This window comes from Wolbachia endosymbiont (group A) of Urophora cardui (genome assembly GCF_964028435.1).
GTDB lineage: Bacteria > Pseudomonadota > Alphaproteobacteria > Rickettsiales > Anaplasmataceae > Wolbachia.
The window spans coordinates 408,055-432,677 of sequence record NZ_OZ034774.1 but is presented as its reverse complement, the minus strand read 5'-3'; the positions used below and the strand labels follow the sequence as shown (position 1 = coordinate 432,677).

Sequence of the window (24,623 nt, the reverse complement as noted above, 5' to 3'; positions counted from 1 at the left end):
CAGTTTGCTTGCTTACAAGCAAACTTTCCTGGATCCAAGTAGTCAAGCTACTCGGATGACACCATTATAGAGTGAACCAGTGTCAGCTACTTGAGTGACACCCTTTCTAGCAGAAACTGCTCCTCAAATCACAACGTTCGTACAGCTGCGTTTTAGATTAGGCACTAATGCATTACTTCCAATACCTTCTTACCAATCACTGCAGGGGTTTCAGCAATTGCAATCCCGGCGCTCCGCATAACTTCTAGTTTTGCACCAGCACTTCCACCACTGGAAGAGATGATTGCTCCAGCGTGTCCCATACGTCTTCCTGGAGGTGCTGTTTGACCTGCTACAAAACCAACGATTGGCTTTTTAGTTTTTTCTGTTTTCACAAAATGTGATACATCTTCTTCTTCGTTTCCACCTATTTCACCAATAACTACAATACCATGAGTATCGTCATCTTTTAAAAAGAGCTCCATACAGTCGACAAATGTCATACCATGAACTGGATCCCCCCCAATTCCGATACACGTGGATTGACCAAGACCAACAGCGGTCGTTTGTGCTACTGCCTCGTAAGTTAAAGTTCCAGAACGAGACATAATCCCTATATGTCCACGCTTATGGATATGGCCAGGCATAATCCCTATTTTGCACTCTTCGGGCGTAATAATTCCCGGGCAGTTAGGACCAATCAATCGACTTTTTGAACGAGCAAGAGCATGCTTCACCTTTACCATGTCAAGTATAGGAATGCCCTCTGTAATGCAAACTATTAGCTCTATCTCTGCATCTATTGCTTCAAGTATTGCATTAGCTGCAAACTTAGCAGGTACATATATTACCGTGGCATTCGCATCAGTTTTTTCTTTGGCTTCTGCTACAGTATTAAAAACTGGTAAGTTAAGGTGAGTGCTACCACCCTTGCCAGGAGTTACACCACCAACCATTTTTGTTCCGTAGCTAACTGCTTGCTCTGAATGAAATGTACCTTGCGCACCAGTAAAACCCTGGCATATTAACCTTGTATCTTTGTTTACTAAAACGGACATACTCTATTTCACCTCTTGTACTATTTTCTGCGCAGCATCGCCCAGTTCATCTGCAGCAATAATATTTAATCCTGACTCTTCTAAAATTCTTTTTCCTTCTTCGAAATTAGTGCCTGATAATCTAACCACTAGAGGAACTTTAATGCTCATTTCTTTTACAGCCGCAACAATTCCACTTGCGATAATATCGCAACGCATTATACCACCAAATATGTTAACCAAAATTCCTCTTACATTGCCATCAGACAATATGATTTTAAATGCTTCAGTTACAGTTTCTTTACTCGCTCCACCACCAACATCCAAAAAGTTAGCAGGCTCTGCTCCGTAGTATTTTATTATATCCATTGTTGCCATAGCAAGACCTGCACCATTTACCATGCAACCAATACTGCCATCCATTTTGATGTAACTGAGCCCATACTTTGAAGCCTCTATCTCTTCTTTCACTTCTTCATCATAATCACGAAGTTCCATAATTTCTGGGTGACGATATAAAGCATTGTCATCAAAATTAATTTTCGCATCGAGCGCAATAAAATCTCCAGAACTTGTTTCAACCAGTGGATTAATTTCAATTTGGCTCGCATCAGTTGCAATAAACGCATCATATATATTTTTTGCAACATTTGTTATTTTTTCTATTTGTTCTGAACTCAAATTAAAACTGCTGCTTAACTTGCTGCTATCAAAACTTGTAGCAAGATCAATATCAAATTTCACAATTTTTGCGGGAGAATTTTTCGCCACTTCTTCGATGTCCATTCCACCTTCTGAGGAAAATATGAATATTGGCCTACTGAGCTTCGGGTCAATTACCAGGCTTAAGTAATACTCTTTCTTAATGCTTGAGCCTTCTTCAATATATACTCTTCTTACTTGCTGCCCGCTTGGCCCTGTTTGATGAGTAACTAAAGTCATACCAATCATGTCTTTTACAAACTGTTGAGCTTCTTCAGCTGACTTTGCTAGCTTTACGCCACCGGCTTTACCCCTACCACCTGCATGAATTTGAGCTTTAACCACAAACACGTCAGATTTTAATTGACTTACTTGAGTCTTTACTCCTTCTGCAGATATAGTGACAAAACCTTTTGGCACCGAGACATTAAATTTATGCAAAATCTCTTTTGCTTGATATTCGTGAATATTCATAAAACAACCAATGATAAACTATTAAAAAATTACCAACCGTAACGCTGCCTTCTGCATTCTTGCTGGTGCCTCTTTTTTCTCGCTTCAGCTTTCTTTTTAGCTCTTTTTTCTGATTTTTTTTCATGATATTGTTTTTTCATTTTCAACCCTCTTCCTTCCTTTTGAATTGTTTTTTTCAATACTGGAAGAGCTCTGTCTACATCACCATAATGGACTGATACTTCAATCAAACTCTATACCTCCTTCGGTAATCATTTCAAAATTTATTTATAAATTAGAAAATTAACATTGTCAATTATTTTATAAACTTGAGCGTTAAACTGCAATATGAACGAAATGCCTTTAAAAGCTCTAACTATTAAAAGCGTTAAAACTTCTGCTAGCATCGGGGCGGAGAGATTTGAACTCCCGACCCTTTGGTCCCAAACCAAATGCGCTACCAGGCTGCGCTACGCCCCGACTTCTTTACTCAGAGTATCAATAACTCAGGCAAAATGCAAGATTCATTTGTTTATTTTAGAAAAAATATAATATAAGATTTAATATTATTTTAGAATATGTTTTTTATTAGCTCCTCTTTAGTAGCAAACTGCTTCGCAGGCGGCCTATAGAGTTTGTACAGTTAGCGCGTGCAACACTGAATCAGATTTCTCTATGGCCCAAACCTTAGCCATATTTAAAAATCTAGCTACACCAATTGGTGAAAGTTAGTGCAGCAACCACAGCAGTATCGACCCTTAAAATTCTTTTTCCTAGACTCAATTTTTGACAAAACTTATCGGCAAGATCAAGTTCATAAGATGAAAAACCACCTTCAGGGCCAACAATAATAGCAACATTTTTCTTACCTTTCAGCACTTTATCAGCTTTACCTGTTTCATCACATAAAACAAAATTTTTACTCTGGGAATCAGGTAACTCACAAAAGTTAATAGGAGGCAAAATCTCTGGTATACTCATCCTACCGGATTGTTCCGCAGCTTCGATTGCCTGTAATTTTGCTCTACTTAGGTTAATGTTTTTTACTACTGTACGTTCCGTTGAAATAAATTGAATGCAGGTTACTCCCATTTCAGTTGCCTGTCTTACTATGTTGCCTAAAGCACCACTTTTTACCATGGCACAATATAAGTATAAATTTTCCTCATATTGCTGTTGTTTAGTGCATTCTTTGAGTGTAACTTTTGTTAATTTACGCAATATATTAACTACTTCTCCTAACCATTCTCCATCCTTTCCATTAAAAAGAGAGAGATTATCATACTTCTTAAGCCGCATTACATTGCAAATATAGTGACTTTGTTGTGGATTAAGTGCTAAACTCACGCCTTGTGATAAAGCTTCTTCAAAATAAAGCCTAATTTTTCCCATTCAAAACTTTAATTATATTCTACTTGAGTGACTCTTACGGGATTTGAACCCGTGTTACCACCGTGAAAGGGTGGTGTCCTAACCACTAGACGAAAGAGTCAATGCGAATTAACTCAAGTTATATTGATTATGCACATAAAGTCAATTATTTTATGGCGCAAACGTCTTTCTCTATTCCATATTTAATATTCACTGAATTTATTTCAGATTTAGGAGTTTTAGATCCTAATTCTAATTGTTGTTCAACTTTTGTATCGGAATCATAGCCAGAATCGTAGCCAGAATCTCTACGCTCATATTTCTGCTTTATTTCTTCTACACTAAAGCCAGCCTTTTAGTGCATTGTAGAGACTTAGAGTCAGTTTAACACCTTTTATGTCATTGTTTTTGACAGATTTAATTAAAAAATTATCTATTATACCCATGATTATACCCCCTATATAAAAGCTCACTATCATGGTACAACTTTAAACTATGATGATTTATTTTCTGCTAATAGCAGCTCTCTATAACCACTTAACAAGTGGTGGCATTGACATCATAATTGCATCTGGATTGCCGTCAGTCATTAAACCAAACCTTGTGCCACGATCGTATAACAGATTGAATTCTACATATCTGCCACGTTTTATTAATTGATTTTCTCGTTGTTCTTTTGTCCAAGATTTTTGTATATGTTTACGTATGATGTGCAAATAAATTTCCAAAAAGGCTTCACCTACTGCTTTTGTGAACTCAAAATCATTTCTCCAATTGCCAGAACTCAGATTATCATAGAAAATACCACCAATGCCACGCGGCTCTTTTCTATGTGGTAAGAAAAAATAGTTGTCACATTGCTCTTTAAATTTTGGATAATATCCGGTGTCAAATCTATCACATGTCATTTTGATTGATTCATGAATATACTTGCAATCTTCTTCATTTTTATATATTGGCGTAAAATCCATCCCTCCACCAAACCATTGTTTTGAAGTATATATCAGCCTTGTGTTCATATGTGCTGCAGGGATAAGGGGCGATTGCATATGAGACACTAAAGATGTACCGCTTGCCCAAAACTCTCCGTTACTTTCACTTGCACCAGGAATTTCATTAATGGCTGAATCTGCAAATTTTCCGTGTACTTTTGAAACGTTTACTCCAACTTTTTCAAAAACATTGCCAAAAATAATTGTAGATTCACCACCTCCACCACCTGGGCGATCCCACTTTCTTTTTTCAATCTTTGGCTCTGTGGATGATTGTTTTTCAATTAATAAGAAAGATTCTATGATCTTATCTCTTAGTGCACAGAACCACTTAAATGCTTGTGTTTTTTGTTTTTCCATAATGTCCTCTTGCTAGCTTATTAACATTGTTATATCTGATATTTAAGGAACTTAATTAGATTTGGATGATAATTATCTATCAAAGACGTTAATAAATCTATAATAATTAAATCAATATAATAAAACATTTTCGTATATACAACAATGCCAAATAGCAATAATGAATAAAAGATACATAGATAACAAGAAAGAGAACAGGGTTGACTTCATACTAAGAAATTATGGAATGTCAATTGTTGTGATGGCAGTTATTATGCTCTTACCTCCAGTAGCAATATCGATACTCTACTTTTTTGATATATATAGTCAGCATATTAATATAGAGATTAATTTATTAGTGAGCATTCTAACAACTCTCTTTATGATATATAATGTAAAACGCTACAGACACCTACTTAATACTATAGAATTTCAAAATGCAATATTTGCAAATGCACTAAATTATAATACAGAATTTTGCCTTATTTTACATAGAGATGAGGGTATTATTTATGCTGATGCAAGGTTCTACGAAAGGTTTAAAGATCATATAGATGATGACATTACGTTAGGCAAGATTTTTGAAATAGGAGATGTTTCAGAAGAAGACAAAAAAGTACTCTATCATGCACTAAAAAATAACTCTTCTGTACAAGTATGCATTTCCTTAAACAAGAAGAATAGAGTATCTAACTTTCTTTTGCTCTTTGAGCCGATACCAGATAATCCCCAAATTGCTATAAATAGTAATAAGATTTTAAATTTATCATTAGTGCCAATAGCAAGGCCAGATGGGTATTTTGTGTTAAAAGCAACACAGATAAACAAGGAGCAGATATATGAAGAGTTAATAGAAAAACACAGTATAGGAACTTACATTGCAAATGCCAAAGGGGTGATTTTATCTGTAAATAAAAGATTTTTAGATATATTTGAACTGAAAAAACTGGAAAAAGGTAGCTCAATCAGTGATTTTATATCTCAATCTAAATATAACAATACAACAACCGATAATGAAATTTTGTTTTTTACTATAAGTGGTATTCCATTCAAGGCTTATATGAGCACTGCTATATTTTGTGATAAATACAACCATAGCTATATATATGGCTTTATAACACCAACCGAATCAAATATTGTTGATTATCAATTACACCCTTGTTTTGCAAATTCATCAATTGCTATTGCACAATGTGACATAAACGGCAACTTTGTAAAGAAAAATACGGCACTAATAAAGCTTGCAGGGTCAGATAATAATTCAATCTTTACATTGATATTAGATAGTTATCATGTGAAAATACGTGAATATTTTTCGAGTAATAGAATAAATAATGCGTCCTTTGATGTACAGCTCAACGGCGATAATAACATAAAAATATATTTCAATAAGTTTCTTCATAATAAAATGATCTTCATACTTTGTTATTTTATTGACAATACTGAACACAAAAACCTAGAGATAAAGCTTGAGCATTATCAAAAGATGCAAGCTATAGGGCAGTTAGCAGGTGGTATTGCGCATGATTTCAACAATATATTGACTGGGATAATAGGATTTTGCGATTTGCTTTTACTCCAACATTCAGCTGGTGATCCATCTTTTGGAGATATAATACAGATACAGCAAAATGCAAAGCGTGGATCAAATTTAGTAAGACAATTGCTTGCTTTTTCAAGAAGACAGACCTTGCAGCCAAAAATTATTGATGTAAATAGTACTATAGCTAATCTTTATGAAATGATAAAAAGATTAATAGGTGAAAATATAAAGTTTAATATTTATTATGGTAGAGACTTGGGTGCTGTTAGGGCTGATCAAGGGCAATTAGAGCAAGTTATACTTAACTTAGCAGTCAATGCTAGTGCTGCTATGGAAAAGGGCGGAGAATTAACTATACGAACCTTTAATCAAAAGATTGACTCATTAAATTCTACATCTCAGGACATGTTTTCTCCAGACAAGGAAACGATCGAACATGGAAATTATGTTGTGATTGAAGTAATTGATACTGGATGTGGAATGACAAGTGATACAATTGAAAAGGCATTTGACCCATTTTTTTCTACCAAAGATATTACCTCTGGTACAGGTCTTGGCCTCTCTACTGTATATGGCATTATTAAACAAACTGAAGGATACATCTATGTTGCTAGCAAAGTAAATCATGGAACTAAATTTAGCATATTTTTGCCCATGGTTTACATATCAGATGAAAATCTGATAGAGGAAGATAGTGAAGAAATAGAAAGACCGGTAGTAAGTGAAATTAAAGGTAATGGTATAATTTTATTGATTGAAGATGAAAATTCAGTAAGGGAATTCATCTCTAAAGCACTCAAAAGAAAAGGATTTGATGTAATAGAAGCGAGCATAGGCAGCGAGGCGCTAGAAATAATCAGTAAAAAAAATCAACACATAGATCTAATAATCACTGATGTAATCATGCCAGAGGTGAGTGGTCCAGAAATAGTTAAAGAAGCATTGATCCATAGGCCAAATATCAACGTTATTTTTATTTCTGGGTATGCAGAAGATGCTTTTTTAAAGAGTGATGACATCAATATAGAAGATTTTCACTTTTTGCCAAAACCATTCACTCTGAATGAATTAGGAAACAAGGTTCAAAGTGTGTTACACAAAGCAAAAAAGACAGTCTAATTTTAGTGTGATTAGCAACAAAAAAATTTTCTAATGCAAAAGTTTCTTGCATATATACAATAGAATTATTTTATACATAAGATAAAAGGCGTGAGCAAGATTATTGCAATAGTAAATCAAAAGGGTGGAGTTGGCAAAACCACAACTAGTATAAATTTATCGACAGCCTTTGCTGCTGTGGGAAAAAGCACTTTATTGGTAGATCTTGATCCTCAAGGAAATGCTAGCACCGGACTCGGGATTTCTTATCGTAGTAGGGAAGAAAAAAATATATACAAAATACTACTGAGCAGAGAAAATAAATTGATAGAATCGGCAATTTTCAATATAAAGGAAATTCCAAATTTATCACTAATTTCGTCAGTAGTTGATCTGTCAGCTGCAGAAATTGAATTATCGCAACTTGAGCGAGGAAAATTTGTGCTAAAAAGCGCATTAGAGAAGATACGCGATAATTATGAGTATATAATCATCGATTGCCCTCCATCACTTGGGCTTCTAACCATAAATGCTTTGACTGCTGCTAATTCTATTATTGTTCCTCTTCAGTGTGAGTTTTTTGCTCTGGAAGGATTAAGCCATTTAGTTAAAACTGTAGAACTGATAAAAAGGAATAACCTAAACCCTTTTTTGGCAATAGAAGGGATCGTGTTAACAATGTATGACAGGCGCAACAAACTCAGTGAACAGATTAAAAACGATATTTGCCAGTATTTAAATGATAAAGTATACAAAACTATCATCCCATTGTATGAGACTGTTATTCCACGTAACGTACGGTTATCAGAAGCGCCTTCTCATGGAAAACCCGCTATTGTGTATGATCTTAAGTGTCCTGGTGCACAAGCATATATAAGTTTGGCAAGGGAAATTTTAAAAAAGCACGCGAGCAGTTGTAAGGAGAAGAAGCTAGTGAGTGAGGGCGTGGTATGAAGGATGATAGACGCCTCGGCAGAGGTCTTGCCGGCCTCATAGGCGATAATTATGATAATAAAGAAGATCGACAAGAGTATTTGCCTATTTCATTACTGCACCCAAGCAAATTTCAACCGAGGAAACATTTTGACGAGGAGTCATTAAGAGAACTTGCAAATTCGATAAAGAAAAGTGGCATTATACAGCCTATCGTGGTACGCAAAGATTCAAATGATGATGGTTACGAAATAATAGCTGGGGAACGTCGTTGGCGAGCAAGCAAGATTGCAAATCTTGATAGTGCACCCGTTATCATAAAAGATCTGAGCGACAAGGAATGCTTGGAAGTATCCATTATTGAAAACATACAAAGGCAAGATATTAATCCAATAGAAGAAGGTGAAGCGTATAAGAGACTGATAGATGAGTTTTCCTATACACATGAAGAATTAGCTTCAACTATAGGCAAAAGCCGCAGTCACATAACCAATATGATTCGGATGTTGTCACTTCCTGATGGAGTAAAAACAATGATCAACGAAAAAAAGCTATCTATGGGCCATGCAAGAGCGTTGATTAATGTTGAAAATGCGGAAAGTATTGCAGAAAAAATAATTTCCCAAGGCTTAAGCGTTAGGCAAACTGAAAAATTGATAAAAGACTTACATCAAAGTAACAACCAAAAAGAGCAGAGATATACCAAAAATCAAGATATGGCAGCACTAGAAGGTGCTATATCTTCTCAACTTGGTTTAAAGATCAAAATTAATGACAGTAATTCTAAGGGTAAAGTTATGATACGGTATAATAATCCAAATGAATTGAATTTAATATTAAAAATTTTAAATAGGAAACTTGAGTGCTAGTAGAGCAAAAAGATAATATAAAATACAACTGTTGGTGTCACCCAAGTAGCATGGAGAGACAAAAATCACTTGACAAACTCTGCCAGCCCCCTTATCATGAAACTGAAGGTATTCAGTTATCTTCATCTGTGCAGATTAAACAGCAAGAAAACAACGTGGTTGGCGTCTTATTTTTAATTTTTTGTACTATGTGCACCTTATGTCTTCACAACATTTCTGGGTTTTTACCTATATAAGCTGAAACGCGCTTATAAGTCGTTTAAGACAGTATAGTACGCCAATTTGCAGGATTAGAGAGTGACAACTAGCTAACACGGGGTTTCTTTTGCCTTTTTTTCTGCTTAGTAAATTTCTTAAACATTTAAACTAAGGTGAGTTGCATTTAAAAGCAGCTAAATTGCAGTGTTTAAGACTTAAAAAACGCCAAATACTGAAAATAGACAATGACTAGGGCTTCTTTTGCCTTTTTTTTCGTTTGGTAAATTTCTTAATGTTTATAGCTAACATGAACTGGGCAGGAAGGTGTCATCCCAGTGCTCCTTTCTCGTCATCCGAGTAGCCCCTATGATGTCATTCCAGCGCGTGACGCTGGAATCTAGTCTTTATTATGCAGCCACTTATTTAAAGTTAAGTTTTCTGGATCCAAGTAGTCAAGCTACTCGGATGACACCTTGACAATCGTCATCCCGCTACGTGTTAGCGGGATCTATGCTAAGAGATACCGCGAATGAATCGCGGTATGACGGTCTGCGGCGATATGACGGTTCGCGGTGGCATGACGATAACTTCGTCATCCCGCTGCTTGTTAGCCGGTATCTAGAGATACCGTGACGGTATGCGGCAGCATGACGATAACCTTGTCATTCCAGCGCGTGACGCTGGAATCCAGACTTTAACTGATATGATTACAGAAAGAGAATTTATTAGGTAGTCATAGACACTGAAAGTGGTAAAACTTACCACTTTCAAGTAAAGAAAACTACGTTTTGTGCCTCCAATAATTTCTATGGATGAACCGCTACTGCACCGTCTTTACAAATCACACCGCTTGGTGTTATTTTTGAAACGACTATAGGAGCGCCAAAAAACACAGCAGTAAATGCACCGAGTGCAAAAAGCGCTGGCCACGGCATTCTGCCGAATATTGCAAGCAACGCTGCACCAATTATCACTATTGTGATCATTGGTCCACCTATGCCATGAGTATAGCCTATTATCTTGCATATCACTAATGATGTTGTATCATTTTGATCAACAAAAGTAGGACTAGTATCAGCATTTGCATCAAATGCAAAGGAGAGAATTAAAGCTACAAGTAGAAGAAAATTTTTCATTACGCCTCCTATAATTTCTGTTTCATATTTGATTATCTATCACATTGATTAAGTTTAAGTAAATGGTGAGGATTTTTTGCTTAAAAGTATCCTTTATTTCATTTAGAATACTTTTCTTGGTTCGTTTATATTACATGCTACAGAAATTTTACAGCATCGTTTATTGCCTTTATCGTGCTTTGATTGACACAATTCATAATGATGGAGTGGAGCATGCAGGGTATCTATCATTTTTAATCCTGTTATCAATATTCCCTTTTCTCATCGTTTTAATGGCTGTGGCGTCAACATTCGCAAATTTCTTAGACCAGTATAACATTGGCTGGGTATTTATCATTGATAACATGCCACAGGATATTTTATCATCTTTGATGCCGCGTATCAGAGAGATAATATCAGGCCCGCCGCAAAGCTTACTAACTTTAGCAATTGTAGGCGCTGTTTGGACCGCCTCGTCAACAATTGAAGGGCTAAGAACAATATTGAACAAAGCTTATAAAGTTCCGGTTTCGCCACCTTATATATTAAGAAGGTTGTTAAGTATACTACAATTTTTAGTGATCACGCTTATTATAACTCTAACTATAGTGTTCTCTACATTAGTGCCAATGCTAATTGATTTTTCCTATCAGGGGATTAGTTATACTAAATATCTCCTCATTGAATTTGTACTTTTCACAGTAGTCTCTTGGCTATATTTTATGTTGCCAAACATAAAACAAAATTTATCAGACGTCTTTCCTGGATCTTGTGTGGCTGTTATTCTTTGGACAATTTCTGCTTCAGCTTTCAAGCAATACTTAAAAGCTTCCTTTGATCAACTGAATTTGATATATGGAAGTTTAGGTGGTATGGTAGTGTCATTACTATTTTTTTATATGCTAAGTTTGATTTTTATATATGGAGCAAAATTTAATTTTCAGCTAAAATATTTCAATGAATCTCGCTAAGGAGAAAGAAATGAGTAAGTTAGAAGGTAAAGTAGCTTTAATCACCGGAGCTTCAGGTGAAATAGGCTCTGCTGTTGCAAAAAGATTTGTAAAAGAAGGTGCATGTGTAATTCTGATTTCAAGATCTCTTGATAATCTCAAGCCACTATATAATGAAATTGAAGAGCTTGAAGAATTTAAAGAAGGCTCTGTGAAACTAATTCAGCTTGATCTTTTAGACTTTGAGAATGTAAAGATACTGACAAACATGATAGAAAGCCTGAAATTATCAGAATCTGGAGCACTTGATATATTAGTTGCATGTACTGGAATTTTAGGCAAATTGAACCCTATTCACGACTGTGAGATTGAAGAGCTACAGAACGTAATGAATACAAATTTTACTGCCAATTGGTACTTACTAAAAAACTTAGATCCAATGCTAAAGAAGTCTAATGCTGGAAGAGTGATATTCATGACCTCAGAGGTGACACTTTCTCCTTCCTCTTATCCATATTGGATGCCGTATGCTGCAAGTAAAGTTGCACTAGAAATAATGGTGCAGATATATGCATCTGAGACAAAACATACAAAATTATGTGTAAATGCTGTATACACGAAAGGACCTGTGGGTAGTGAGCAGGCATTTCCTGGATCTGAATTGGTGTCACCTGATAAACTAACAGACAAATTTGTGGAGTTAGCTTCTAACGATTGCAGCGTATCAGGAAAAATCTTACCGCTTAGCAAATCTCCCGAATAAATTACACTAGAAAGGATGTCATCCCAGTGCCCAGACACTGGGATCTAGTTTTTAATTTAACATAATCAAGAACGTTGTGTTTTACTTTTATGCTTACCAAATTAGTTTACAATCAAAGTTTCCTGGATCCCAGTGTCTGGGCACTGGGATGACACCATTCTTTTTCCTGGATTCCAAACTGGGATGACAGCTAGCCTGACAATCGTCATCCCGCTGCTTGTTAGCGGGATCTAGAGATACCGCGGCGGTATGACGGTTCGTGGTGGAATGACGATAAGCTCGTCATCCCGCTGCTTGTTAGCGGGATCTATGTGAGATACCGTGAATAAATCACGGTATGACGTAGAAGCTATACTTTTATGCTTACCAACCCAATCAAAATCCTGGATCCCGCTGCTTGTTAGCGGGATCTAGAGATACCGCGGCGGTATGACGGTTCATGGTGGAATGACGTAGAATTTTATACTCACCAACTCAGTGTCCAATCTGGATTGTATCTTATCGGTAAAAAAGAAGAGCTATTTTAGGAAGTTTTTATAGGGCTAAAACTAAAGAAAACTTGCATATAAGTTCATCAAGTGTAAAATTAGAGTTGTTTTAAAAGAATAGGTCAATTATGAATCTTGTAACAAAATCTGCTATCGATTTTACTGCTTCAGCTGTTCTCTCCGGCGGAGAAATTGTTGATGATTTCTGTCTGAGTAAGCACATAAAAAATAAGTATGCTGTCCTTTTTTTCTATCCACTTGATTTTACTTTTGTTTGCCCAACTGAATTGATATCGCTCAATAATAGAATAAATGAGTTTGCAAAGCGTGGTATTGAAGTGATAGGAATAAGTGTAGATTCAAAATTTTCACATTATAAATGGCGAAACACTCCAGTTAATGATGGTGGTATTGGAGAGGTTAGCTACACTTTAGTGTCTGATATCAAAAAGTCTATATCAAGAGACTATGGGGTCTTATATGATGACTCAATTGCGCTGAGAGCAACTTTCGTTATTGATGATAAATTTATTGTACGTCATCAATCGATAAATGATTTGCCTTTAGGGCGTAATATCGATGAATTCGTTAGAATCATTGATGCAATTAAACATAATGAGGAGCATGGTGAAGTATGTCCAGCAGGGTGGAAAAAAGGTAAGCCAGCAATGCAGGCAAGCGATGAAGGAGTAGCTGATTATCTAAACTCATACAGTGAAGAATTATAGATTTAGTACAAAAGTTCTTATTATTGGATCTGGAGCAGCGGGTTATGCTGCTGCTATATATGCAGCACGTGCAAACTTAGAGCCAATTGTAGTAACGGGAATGCAGCCTGGTGGTCAGCTTACAATTACTACAGATGTTGAAAACTATCCTGGTTTTGTTTCAATACAGGGTCCAGAACTAATGGAGCAAATGAGGTTGCATGCAGAACAGGTTGGAGCAAAAATAATAGATGATGAGATAAAAAGCGTTGAACAACTTGAGGATTCTAATGAGTATAGGTTTAGATCTTCTGGTAATACTAATGACTACTATTCAGATGCAATTATAATTGCATCTGGTGCGCAAGCGAAGTGGCTTGGTCTCAAGAGTGAAAAGGAATTTCAAGGTTACGGAGTTTCGGCTTGTGCAACTTGTGATGGTGCATTTTTTAGGAATAAAGTTGTAGCCGTGATTGGTGGTGGAAATACCGCTGTTGAAGAAGCAATATTTTTAACTCGATTTGCCAAAGAAGTGATATTAATACACAGGCGTGATAAATTGAGAGCGGAAAAGGTAATGCAAGATAGGCTCTTTAAAAATGATAAAATAAAAGTAATGTGGAACCATACCGTAGAGCAGATTCTTGGAGAAGAAAATCCGAAAAAAGTTACTGGTATTATAGTTAAATCAACGGAAGCTCAAGAATTGAAAGTCGATGGAGTGTTCATTGCAATTGGGCATGCACCAAATACAGGTATTTTTAAAGGCTTTGTTGAAATGGATGAACAGGGTTACATAATTACAAAACCTGGAACAACTTTAACTAGTAAAGCAGGAGTATTTGCTGCAGGTGATGTTCAAGATAAGGTATATCGCCAGGCAGTAGTTGCCGCAGGAACAGGGTGCATGGCTGCACTTGATGCAGAGAAGTTTTTAGAGTCGTAATTAATTAACTCAGAATTAGGATTTTATAGCTAAAGTGACTTAAGTTCATCGATAATTTTAAAAACAAAAATTCGTCATTCCGCTACTTGTTAGCGGAATCTATGCTGAGATACCGCGAATAAATCGCGGTATGACGTAGGAAAACCTTTCTTGGGTTAGCTATAGATAAATCGCTTGCAATTTTCCTTTTTTTTTACATAATTATATTAGTAAATCATTAATAAAGAGGGTTTAGTATGCCTTATAGAAACGGTGTAACATATTATGGAGCTTATGGAGGTGGTGATAACACGGCATCGCAAGCTCGAAATTCGACAACTTTAAGACAGCTAAGTGAATCAACAAAACAGTTATTTAAAGCTATTGATGATGAAAACCTAGAGAATTTTAAACAAGCTCTAGCAGAAGGTGCGGATGTTAATGCGTTTGATGAGAGATATACACCACTAATGACTATTATCATGAATGGTGATGACAGCCCTATATGCTTAAAAATGATGATGTTGCTTTTACAACATCAAAATTTAAATATTAATGCTCAAGAAACTAAAAAATGTAATACAGCTCTACATCTAGCCTTTCACATGGAAAATAAGAATTTTATACGGATGTTACTTAGACATCCTAGCATTAATACAAACAGTAAAAACAAAGTTTTTCTTCTTCAGGATAAATATCTTGAGCCTGAACATGATCGTACCAGAGCATATCTTATAGAACATGCAGAGTACAACCAATGTTTTTTTTATACTTCTAAGGAATATATTGAAAAAATAGGGCGAATACAAAAAAAGGACTTTTCGCATCTTACAATGGAAATAACAAAAGCACAAAAAGGAAAAAAATTATTAGATGCTCTTTTTAATGGAAATATTAACCGAGCAAAAACACTGTTGGCTCAAGAGCTTAATCCTAATTGCTGGAAAAGAAACCAAAATGGAGAAATAGAAACACCCCTGAGCTTAATATGTTTACAAGGAATAACACAAGATAACGAAGAAGTATTGATTAAACTTTTAAAACATAAAGACCTAGATTTTAGTCAAATAAAGCCAATACGAGCTATAGAGCAAAATTCACGGTTGAAGAAAATAATTGAACAAGCTATTACAGAGCGATTAACTGATGCTATTAATAGAAAAGATTTAGATGATGTAGAAAAGTTAGTAGAGGATAATTGTTTCATAAATCGTGCAATTGTTACTGCTGCATTTGAAAGTATTGAACGTATCAGAAATTATCTAAATGAAAAATTCCCTACAAGTGCAGAGCAACCTGTAGCAAATACGAATAATATACCAGCAGGTTTTGAGGAGTTTGCACAAAAACTTGTAGATGAACTTGAAAAGACAAAAGCTCAACTTGCAGAAACAGAGCAAAAGCTGGATAAGGTTGTGCGTGAAAAAACGAGCGAAACTAGCAAAATTTCACAATTAGAAAGAGATTTGAAACAAGTAAGGGAAGAAAGAGATAGGCTTTCATCAGAAAATATACTGCTCCGTACTAAAAGTCTGAGTAATAAAAACGAAAAATCCTCGGAGGCAATTTCTCCTGGTAAAAAATAAAGCAACTATGCTTATGCATTTTTTATATTATCTGGAGCATTGACTGGTTGTGTAGGTTTAGCAATTTTATACGATTATCTAGTAATAGGTGCTTGTCTTACAGCAGTTGCACTGGTTCTTTTTTTAGTAGGATATTATTTATGTAAAGCGGATGAACGAGATATAGGACCTGGTGGTACCACCGACAATCCTCAAGTTACAAGGGTTTTGATTTCTTCTCCAGGCCCTGCTGAAAATTTTTGTACATGTTAAAAACATCTTGATAATTGAGGTGAGTGTAAACCTGGGTGGTTTCCAGGCTTGAGTGGCCAAGCAGTTGTTGTATTGATCTTATGTCAATATCTTCTTGAAGCAAATGAGTAGCAAAACTATGACGAAATGCATGTGGAGATAAGATTTCTGGCAGATTTAATATTCTCCTTATTTTCTGCAAACGATTAGCCACATAAGTTCTTCCCAATTTTTTTCCTCTTACTCCCAAAAAAAGATATTGTGTTTCATTATTAATGCCAAGATAAGGACAGGCTTTTACATATTCCTGTATACACTTTTTTACTACCGGAAGAATGAATACCTGCCTTTGTTTATCTCCCTTACCTGTTACTATTAAACTTTCATTGTTAATATCACTAACCCCAAGGTTCAACGCTTCACTGATTCTTAAGCCTGTACCATATAGCAGGACGATAATTGCAATTTCTCTTTTTACCACCCAAGGTTCGCTCAAGTCAGATAATTTCATTTCTTTCACCAAAGTTTTTATATCAGGTATTGATAATGCTTTGGGCAGAGTTCTTCTCTGAATTGGCCTTGATAAGGAAAATACAGCTTCATTGTCTATATTGTAGTTGTTTTTTATGTACTTGAAGAAATTTCTGATTACTGACAATGCACGAGCGTTAGATCTTGCATTCACACCTCTTGCATAACGAGAGGTAAGCCAACTTCTTAACTCAGGTATACTTAAATTTTTCAGAGTACCAACATTTACTTCTCCACCAATGTGAGTATTTAGGAAACTTATAAGATCCTTCAAGTCCCTCATGTATGACTCTAAAGTGTTTGGTGAATAAGATCTGTTGCACCTCAGCCACTCATACCATTTTTCAATGATTGAACCGAGGTCCACAATTATTTTTTAAAGAAAGCATCGATGCACGCATCTCGAAAGGCTTCATTTATATCAGGATGAGAATGACAAATTCTGTATATATCCTCTGCTGCTGCGCCATATGCCATTGCAACCGCTGCTTCGTTGATTAGCGTATCAGCGTATGCTCCTATGATATGCACACCTAGTATTGTATCTGCTCTGCTACAAGTCAGCACTTTCACGAATCCTTCAGCATCATCAGTGATTTTTGCTCTGCTGTTTGCAGCAAATTGACATTTACCAACTTTGTACTTATAGCCAGCATTTTTGAGTTCCTCTTCGGCTTTACCGATCGAAGAAACCGCAGGGTGAGTGTAAATGACAGATGGTATAATTTCATAATCAACGTGAGGTGACTGTCCTGCTATTATCTCTGCAACTGCCACTCCTTCTTCCTCTGCTTTATGAGCAAGCATTGCTCCACCAATCACATCACCAATAGCAAATATTCCTTTCACATTAGTTTCATATCTGTTGTTAACTTGAACGAAACCGCGATTATCTTTTTCTATTTTTTCATCAATACTAAGATTCTCAGTGCATGGTTTGCGTCCTGCTGCCACCAATACCTTATCCGCCTCTATAGTGTTTGTTTGATTATCTTTTACAGAGCAAACTTTCACACTCAAAGAGTTACTACTTTGTTTTATTCCCTCAACTTTAGTGCTAAGTAAAAATTTTATTCCTTGTTTTTGTAGACTAGAAAGTAGAGACTTACTTAATTCTCCATCCATTGCTGCAGCGATTCTGTCAAAAAATTCTACTACAGTGACTTCAGACCCTAGCCTCCTCCATACAGAAGACATTTCAAGCCCTATTGCCCCGGCTCCGATTACGACAAGTTTTTTTGGTACTTCAGTTAAAGACAATGCACCAGTTGATGAAATAATACTTTTCTCATCGATATTAATTCCTGGCAAAGAAATAACGTCAGAACCGGTTGCAATTACTATATTTTTTGTCTTCAGCACCTTATCTTCAACTGAAACTTCAAGATTACCTTGGTCAAAAGAAGTAATTTTCCCAAGTCCATTGATTTTAGTGATTTTGTGAAGGTTAAACAGATATTCTATACCTTTTCCAAGTTCCTGAACTCTGGCGTCCTTATAGCCTAGCATTTCTTTTAAATCGAAACTTGCATCCTTAATTTTTATGCCAAGCTTCGACAGATCATTTTTCGTGTGAGCATACTGATAGGAAGAATGAAGTAGTGCTTTGGAAGGTATGCACCCAACTCGCAAGCATGTACCACCAAAAATGCTATTTTTATCTATGCAGACAACTTTCAATCCAAGTTTTGCAGCAGCGATAGCACACTTATAACCGCCTGGACCACCACCTATAACAATCAGGTCATAATCAATCATAAAGAACAAACCTATTTTCTAAAGAATAAACACCATTTCCCTCAGTTGTTACATATATTTTATCGTGAGTAAACACTGGAGTGTGAAACACATTACCAGGTACTTTGATTACCTTTCCTGCACTTTCAGATCCAGGAAAAGCAAGCATTGAACCTTTATTGCTTGTCACCCACAGTGTATGGGCATGCACAATTGGAGCAAACAATTGCGTATTTTCTATTAAATCAGATGCCCAGACTGTTTCTCCATTTTTTATATCCAGGACGATTATTTTATTATCTTCAGTTACTATAAAAATTCTTCCGCCTTCTTTTTGTTTCTCTGCAGGAATAAGAGGACTATAATATGACTCAATGTCTGATACACTTTTTACTTGCAGTGACTTTGACCACAAAATATTTCCTGATTTCACGTCAATACCATAAATATAAGAATTGTTTGTAGCTATTAAAGTATCGCCAAGCACTCTCGGTGTAGTAGTTACATCTGTGAGCTGTGTATCCAAAAGGTTTGTAGCCAATTTTTGGCTCCACAATTTTTTACCGTCTTCATTAAAAGCTATTAACTCACCATTTGAAAATGGTGCTATTATTTTATCGTTAGAAATTGTTGGCGATATGGAATACAAACCTCGAACCTCATTGATACCGTTTTGATAAGCCCAAACGGAGCTGCCATCTTTTATATCAAACACGTACAGATAATTATCAATAGTCAATACTACCAATTTATTATTTATTACTGCTGCTTTCCCTCTTACTGGAGCTCTCAATTCTTTTTCCCACTCAATCTTGCCAGTTTTTGCATCTATTGCGTGTAAAGTGTTATCCACTATAAAGAAAACATTTTTTTCATAATGCGATAGGCTCATGTTACCAATTTTTTTCCTACGTGAGAGGTGTAATTTCCAATTCATAGCCTTTGAGTTATCAATATCAAAGGAATATAAAGCGCCGTGCTTGTCTGATAAAATAACGCTATCTTCTGTAAGCACTGGAGCTACATATCCTTGAGATAGTTTTTTATCCACTAGACTTATTCGCTCGCTTGCCATTGTGTAACTGCTACACAATAACATTATTATAACAATTATTACTTTCATTACTTAGTTGAGAACAAGATTTATTAATATACATACTAGAAATCTTAATCACAATGAAAATGTTCTTGTTGTACGTTGAAACATTGATTTATGAACAGAATATTATATTATTATGTAAAAATCATACTCTTAGAGGTAATACACCTCATCCACTATGCGGCAACGTGCATAGCTGTATGAACATTGAGATATAAAAGTAATTTATACCAAGAAGAAAGATGACCTTACCCAGAAAAAGTAGACAGGTAGTTAAGACGTTTTTTTCATGAAAATGATGAATCAAATTTTTCAGGAATGCAATAGTTAATAGTAGAATGTCTACGCTGTTTATTATAAAAAATTTCTATATATTCAAATATTGCGGTTTTAGCTTGTTGTGCAGAGTGTTGTGAAGTATCAATGAGTAACTCTCTCTTAAGTGAACTAAAAAAGCTCTCTGAAACAGCATTATCATAACAACAACCTTTGTGACTCATACTAGAAGTAATATTTTTTGTACTTAGTAAAAATTGATAATTTTTAGAGGTGTATTGCGATCCTTGATCGCTATGAAATAGTAGATTTTTAACGGGTTTGCGCCTATCAACAGCCATCAATAAAGCATCTATAACTAATTGCTTATTTATTGAATTACTCATTGACCAACCAACTACCATGCGTGAATATAAATCTATTATTGCTGTCAAATATAGCCATCCTTCGTTGGTGTTTATGTGTGTAATATCAGTTACCCATATCTTGTTTGGCTGATCAGTGGTGAAATTCTGATCCAATATGTTAGGAGTTATAACTCTATTGTCTGTTTGAAGTTTCTTAGTCTTAAACCTTCGTCTAAGTTGGGCTTGAATGCCATTTTCCTGCATAACATTTTGCACTGTTTTGATGTTATAATTTTTACCTAAAACCTTTAATTCAGCGTGGATTTTGGGAGCTCCGTATCTGCATTGTGACGCTTGATATATCTTTTGAATATCTTTTATGAGCTCTTCTCTTGTTGATTTTTTATTACTTTTTTCCTTAGAAATCCATTTATAATAACCACAAGCAGATACGTTCAAAAACCTGCATAGCTCTCTTATTTTACAGCAGTTTTCATGCTCTTTTATAAAAGAATATTTTACTCTTTTTGGTTTGCAAAATATCCCAGGGCTTTTTTTAAAATGTCTCTTTCCCTCGTTACTCTTGCCAGCTCTTTCTTTAAATCAAACTTTTCTTTGTCACAATGAGCTACTTTCCCTTTTCCTGGAAACGCATCTACTCCAGACATTCTATCATTGTATGTTTTTACCCATCTGCTTAATGAATCACTGCTAATACCCAAATCTCTTGCTATTTTTGCTGATGATTGACCTGTTTCTTTTACTAGTCTTATAGCTTCAATTTTGAATTCTGCTGTATATTCTTTTCTTTTTGTCATACCACACCTCTTTGAAAAAACGTTTTATTTTACTTCAAAAACGTCTTAACTTTCTGTCTACTTTTTATGGGTAAGGTCAAGATGTCATCCAAGTAGCTTGACTACTTGGATCCAGATTGGATACTGAGTTGGAGTATAAAAGTATAGCTAACGCGAGCTCTGCGTCATACCGTGATTAATTCGCGGTATCTCAGCCGCTAACACATAGCGGGATGACAGCAATCCTACGTCATGCCGCCGCGAACCGTCATACCGCGATTCATTCGCGGTATCTCTTAGCATAGATCCCGCTAACACGTAGCGGGATGAAGGTTTTCAGGGTAGCTGTCATCCGAGTAGCTTGACTACTTGGATCCAGAAAACTTAACTTTAAATAAGTGGCTGCATAATAAAGACTAGATTACAGCGTCACGCGCTGGAATGACACCATTTTCGGTCTCTTAAATTGCTTTAGCTACAAACATTAAGAAATTTACCAAGCGGAAAAAAAGGCAAAAGAAGCCCCGTGGTGCGAGTTTTGACTCTATATTACTGTAAGTGGCGCTGCAATAATGTGCTAACGCTTAAAATAAGCGCGATTTGGCTGAATGTAGAAAAAATTTAAAAGACATGCAGCCGCTATAATTTTATGTAATCCGCCAAAAAATACCCTAAGTTTTTTACTGAATTTTGTCATTGAGCCTGCAGGTCAAAAACAAGTTTTGAGTCATAAATACCCTTATTGTCATAATAAGGAGGCTGGCGAAGTTTGTCAAGTAAGTTTTTTCGTTTCTGCGGGCTACTTGAATAACGGCTACAATGTTTGTACAATTGTTCGTCATGCGCTGGAACCCGTTTTAGCCCTTATCTATATCTCAGTTCCACCAACAGTTATTGCGTCGACTTTGAGTGTTGGTTGACCAACTCCAACGGGCACATTTTGTCCATCTTTTGAGCATGTGCCAACACCGGGGTCCAACTTTAAGTCGTTGCCAACCATGGATACTTTTTTTAGCACTGTTGGCCCATCACCAATTAGTGTTGCTCCTTTGACTGGCTGTGTAATTTTACCATTTTCTATTAAGTAAGCTTCTGAAGATGAAAAAACAAATTTCCCTGACGTTATATCAACTTGCCCACCACCGAAATTTACTGCATACAGACCTTTCTTTACGCTAGATATTATTTCTTCCGGCGTATGTTTCCCTAGTAACATATAGGTGTTTGTCATGCGCGGCATAGTAACTTCTTTATAACTTTCTCTTCTACCATTACCAGTTGGATTCACACCCATGAGTTTAGCATTCATATGATCCTGCATGTAGCCTTTGAGAATTCCATCCTCTATCAACACATTATAACTGGGTGGAGTACCTTCATCATCTATGCTAATAGAACCACGCAAATTAGGCAGAGTTCCATCATCAACTACTGTGATGCCACTAGCTGCTACTTGTTTACCAATAGAATTTGAAAATGCTGAGACTCCTTTACGATTAAAATCGCCTTCGAGTCCATGACCCACAGCTTCATGCAACAATACTCCCGGCCAGCCCGGACCTAGAATAACTGTCATTTCTCCGGCTGGAGTTGGAATTGCTTCAAGATTTACCAGTGCTTGTTCCAAAGCCTGGTTTGCAACTTCTTTCCACTTTTTCTCAGAAATAAACTTACTATAAGAATCCCTTCCACCGTGTCCTGCGGAGCCTCTCTCGGTACGGCCATCCTTTTCTACAATGACTAGCACATTAAAACGTACCAGAGGCCTGATATCGCTTAATCTGTGATCACCCTTTATTATTTGTACGACTTGCCATTCTCCACTTAGAGTTATTTTTACTTGCTTCACGCAGTTATTTTTGGACCTTACATACTCATTAACCTCATTGAGTAGTTTAATCTTTGAATTCAGATCCATTTCATTTGTAGGGTTAATCCTCGAATATAGGCTTTTTGTCTCTTCGTTTAAATTTATTGAATTTGTCTTGTTTAAAGACACTGAGCTTTTTACCATAGAAGCAGCATTACTAATTTCTTTTTCGCTGATCTCAGAAGAACAAACGAAAGATGTACTATCCTCACAAAAAGACCTTAAACCAAATCCCCTTCTGGTATTCAAATCCACGTGTTTTAATATGTTATCATCGAAAATCAGGGACTCCGACTGGCAAAATTCTAGAAACAGCTCACCACCATCGCTATTGCTCAAAGCGTTATTGACTATTTTATATACGTTATTAATATTAACATTGTTTTGAGCGAAAAATATTTGATCTAGATTTGGCATTACCTTTGAACTAAAAATTGTTTAAGTATATTATTTAACTTTAACATAGTAAACTATAAAAAGCCCGGGTGGCGGAATTGGTAGACGCGCTAGCTTCAGGTGCTAGTAACTTTTTAAGTTGTGGAAGTTCAAGTCTTCTCTCGGGCACTTTTAGCTTCCATATTGCTTGTTGAATTAATTAATGCTACAATATAACGTATTAGGTAATATTTATGCTATGTATGGTGAAAAAGATAAGTTAGCCTACAGAAAGAAGGTACGAACTTACTCGAAACGCTTAGTTACTACACTATCTACTGCTTCTTTTATTGGATATATAGCAGCATTAGCCTTTAGTATTCCTGTCTTAAGTCTGTATTTTAGTATTGCCGGCACTATATTAAGTGTACTTTCGTTTGCTTTAAATATATGGTCATTAAAGGATCATTTCCTACAGCAGAAGCAACTTGGTGTAGCAGGACAAAAAAAAACTAACAAAGATCTGTCTTGATATTACATCTAACGTTTCGTTTTTAATAGGAGGAATTGCATCTATATTGCCTCTCGAATCTCCTATCATTCCTTTTGTTTCTACTGCCTTTTTTATTCTAGGCTGTACCTTTATGGCAGCTAATATCGTTCGGACTTTGATCAGCAAACCACAGGCAGAAAAACCTACTGATACCCTCTCTCCATCTGTAAAAGCAGTTTAAGTGTCAACAAGTTAACTTATTTGACTTGTATAGGAATATTAGCTATAATATTAATAGTTTAATAATAAAAGAGGTTAGTATATGGATTTTTTAAACAGTCACCCAGATTTTTTTGAGGATAATGCTTATTATGTAATATCTGAATATAATACGGATAATCGAGATCTTACAGATCTTAGTACATATGTAGTAGAACGTGATGCATATGAGAATTTGGTATTCAAAAACTTATATACATATATACGTTCCGATGGAAACGTACATAAAGATATAATGCTTAATCCAAAATCTTTACAAATAGAAGAGAGGATAGAAGATAGCAGAATCGAACAGTGTTATACAAATAACTATAAGATAGATAATGGAACTTTATCTTTAGATGAGAGAGAATTAGTATTCAATATAACTCCAGGTAAATGGAATGATTCAACAGAGTTCAATGTAATTAGCATTAGAAAAGTATAAGTGAATTTAAAGCTTAGTGGTAAATAGGGGACTGAGTATCCTTATTTCAACATCAATTACTTGAATAGTTGCTCAAGCCATCAAAATAAAAATTTTTATTCAGTAATTTGTGT

21 protein-coding genes, 3 tRNA genes and 1 pseudogene are annotated in these 24,623 nt (G+C 35.8%); 11 read left to right on the top strand and 14 right to left on the bottom strand.

Translation table 11 applies throughout. The features are described from left to right. Positions 1-164: 164 nt before the first annotated feature. The 7 genes from sucD to hemF form a co-directional block, all read right to left on the bottom strand. Positions 165-1,037 (bottom strand): succinate--CoA ligase subunit alpha, encoded by an 873-nt coding sequence (gene sucD / locus ABWU38_RS02075; protein WP_253309325.1) that lies wholly within the window; start codon positions 1,035-1,037, stop codon positions 165-167. A gap of 3 nt (positions 1,038-1,040) precedes the next feature. Continuing rightward, a complete protein-coding gene (gene sucC / locus ABWU38_RS02070; RefSeq protein ID WP_353272394.1) occupies positions 1,041-2,192 on the bottom strand; it encodes an ADP-forming succinate--CoA ligase subunit beta in 1,152 nt (383 codons plus the stop codon). 29 nt (positions 2,193-2,221) lie between these two features. Beyond that, entirely contained in the window at positions 2,222-2,422 is a 201-nt protein-coding gene (gene rpsU / locus ABWU38_RS02065) for a 30S ribosomal protein S21 (RefSeq protein WP_064125049.1), read from the bottom strand. Between the two features lie 155 nt (positions 2,423-2,577). Then, positions 2,578-2,651, bottom strand: a tRNA-Pro gene (locus tag ABWU38_RS02060). Positions 2,652-2,876: 225 nt separating this feature from the next. Beyond that, on the bottom strand, positions 2,877-3,563 hold the full coding sequence (locus ABWU38_RS02055) for a 16S rRNA (uracil(1498)-N(3))-methyltransferase (RefSeq protein WP_353272393.1): 687 nt from the start codon (positions 3,561-3,563) through the stop codon (positions 2,877-2,879). A 28-nt stretch (positions 3,564-3,591) separates the two neighbouring features. Further along, a tRNA-Glu gene (locus tag ABWU38_RS02050) sits at positions 3,592-3,663 on the bottom strand. 406 nt (positions 3,664-4,069) lie between these two features. Next, the gene (gene hemF / locus ABWU38_RS02045; protein ID WP_253309328.1) at positions 4,070-4,894 is read right to left on the bottom strand and encodes an oxygen-dependent coproporphyrinogen oxidase; all 825 of its coding nucleotides are present in this window, start codon (positions 4,892-4,894) and stop codon (positions 4,070-4,072) included. Between the two features lie 160 nt (positions 4,895-5,054). On the opposite strand from hemF, the gene ABWU38_RS02040 reads away from it, so the two are divergent. The 3 genes from ABWU38_RS02040 (at position 5,055) to ABWU38_RS02030 (ending at position 9,316) form a co-directional block, all read left to right on the top strand. Continuing rightward, positions 5,055-7,535, top strand: coding sequence for a response regulator (locus ABWU38_RS02040; protein ID WP_353272392.1), 2,481 nt, complete (start codon positions 5,055-5,057; stop codon positions 7,533-7,535). 90 nt (positions 7,536-7,625) lie between these two features. Beyond that, positions 7,626-8,468, top strand: coding sequence for a ParA family protein (locus ABWU38_RS02035; protein ID WP_264687980.1), 843 nt, complete (start codon positions 7,626-7,628; stop codon positions 8,466-8,468). Next, positions 8,465-9,316 (top strand): ParB/RepB/Spo0J family partition protein, encoded by an 852-nt coding sequence (locus tag ABWU38_RS02030; RefSeq protein ID WP_264731549.1) that lies wholly within the window; start codon positions 8,465-8,467, stop codon positions 9,314-9,316. Before ABWU38_RS02035 ends, ABWU38_RS02030 begins: the two co-directional genes overlap by 4 nt. A 1,004-nt stretch (positions 9,317-10,320) precedes the next feature. Here the strand turns inward: ABWU38_RS02030 and ABWU38_RS02025 are convergent. Then, positions 10,321-10,650, bottom strand: a complete 330-nt coding sequence (locus ABWU38_RS02025; RefSeq protein ID WP_353272391.1) for a TrbC/VirB2 family protein — start codon at positions 10,648-10,650, stop codon at positions 10,321-10,323. Positions 10,651-10,784: 134 nt separating this feature from the next. On the opposite strand from ABWU38_RS02025, the gene ABWU38_RS02020 reads away from it, so the two are divergent. From ABWU38_RS02020 to ABWU38_RS02000, 5 genes are all read left to right on the top strand, one after another. After that, positions 10,785-11,600, top strand: coding sequence for a YihY/virulence factor BrkB family protein (locus ABWU38_RS02020; protein WP_253309333.1), 816 nt, complete (start codon positions 10,785-10,787; stop codon positions 11,598-11,600). Further along, positions 11,587-12,342 (top strand): SDR family oxidoreductase, encoded by a 756-nt coding sequence (locus tag ABWU38_RS02015; protein WP_264687976.1) that lies wholly within the window; start codon positions 11,587-11,589, stop codon positions 12,340-12,342. The genes ABWU38_RS02020 and ABWU38_RS02015 overlap by 14 nt, the downstream gene beginning before the upstream one ends. 616 nt (positions 12,343-12,958) lie before the next feature. Next, entirely contained in the window at positions 12,959-13,558 is a 600-nt protein-coding gene (locus ABWU38_RS02010) for a peroxiredoxin (RefSeq protein ID WP_253309335.1), read from the top strand. Continuing rightward, positions 13,545-14,483, top strand: a complete 939-nt coding sequence (gene trxB / locus ABWU38_RS02005) for a thioredoxin-disulfide reductase (protein WP_264687975.1) — start codon at positions 13,545-13,547, stop codon at positions 14,481-14,483. Before ABWU38_RS02010 ends, trxB begins: the two co-directional genes overlap by 14 nt. Before the next feature lie 236 nt (positions 14,484-14,719). Then, complete coding sequence (locus ABWU38_RS02000) at positions 14,720-16,048, top strand: ankyrin repeat domain-containing protein (protein ID WP_353272390.1); 1,329 nt, start codon at positions 14,720-14,722, stop codon at positions 16,046-16,048. A gap of 196 nt (positions 16,049-16,244) precedes the next feature. Here ABWU38_RS02000 and ABWU38_RS01995 read toward each other — a convergent pair whose 3' ends face one another. The 6 genes from ABWU38_RS01995 to tldD form a co-directional block, all read right to left on the bottom strand. Further along, complete coding sequence (locus ABWU38_RS01995; protein WP_253309339.1) at positions 16,245-17,177, bottom strand: tyrosine recombinase XerC; 933 nt, start codon at positions 17,175-17,177, stop codon at positions 16,245-16,247. Between the two features lie 2 nt (positions 17,178-17,179). Continuing rightward, positions 17,180-18,568, bottom strand: coding sequence for a dihydrolipoyl dehydrogenase (gene lpdA / locus ABWU38_RS01990; RefSeq protein ID WP_353272389.1), 1,389 nt, complete (start codon positions 18,566-18,568; stop codon positions 17,180-17,182). Continuing rightward, positions 18,561-19,670, bottom strand: a complete 1,110-nt coding sequence (locus ABWU38_RS01985; protein WP_353272388.1) for a PQQ-binding-like beta-propeller repeat protein — start codon at positions 19,668-19,670, stop codon at positions 18,561-18,563. Before ABWU38_RS01985 ends, lpdA begins: the two co-directional genes overlap by 8 nt. A 263-nt stretch (positions 19,671-19,933) precedes the next feature. After that, a complete protein-coding gene (locus ABWU38_RS01980) occupies positions 19,934-20,812 on the bottom strand; it encodes an IS3 family transposase (RefSeq protein WP_264374805.1) in 879 nt (292 codons plus the stop codon). Next, complete coding sequence (locus tag ABWU38_RS01975) at positions 20,788-21,087, bottom strand: transposase (RefSeq protein WP_264374494.1); 300 nt, start codon at positions 21,085-21,087, stop codon at positions 20,788-20,790. The genes ABWU38_RS01980 and ABWU38_RS01975 overlap by 25 nt, the downstream gene beginning before the upstream one ends. A gap of 847 nt (positions 21,088-21,934) precedes the next feature. Further along, complete coding sequence (gene tldD, locus ABWU38_RS01970) at positions 21,935-23,353, bottom strand: metalloprotease TldD (protein ID WP_353272387.1); 1,419 nt, start codon at positions 23,351-23,353, stop codon at positions 21,935-21,937. A 62-nt stretch (positions 23,354-23,415) separates the two neighbouring features. Here tldD and ABWU38_RS01965 point away from each other — a divergent pair. From ABWU38_RS01965 to ABWU38_RS01955, 3 genes and pseudogenes are all read left to right on the top strand, one after another. Then, a tRNA-Leu gene (locus ABWU38_RS01965) sits at positions 23,416-23,500 on the top strand. 70 nt (positions 23,501-23,570) lie between these two features. After that, positions 23,571-24,045: pseudogene (locus ABWU38_RS01960) on the top strand (hypothetical protein). Between the two features lie 81 nt (positions 24,046-24,126). Continuing rightward, a complete protein-coding gene (locus tag ABWU38_RS01955; RefSeq protein WP_253309343.1) occupies positions 24,127-24,510 on the top strand; it encodes a hypothetical protein in 384 nt (127 codons plus the stop codon). Positions 24,511-24,623: the final 113 nt, after the last annotated feature.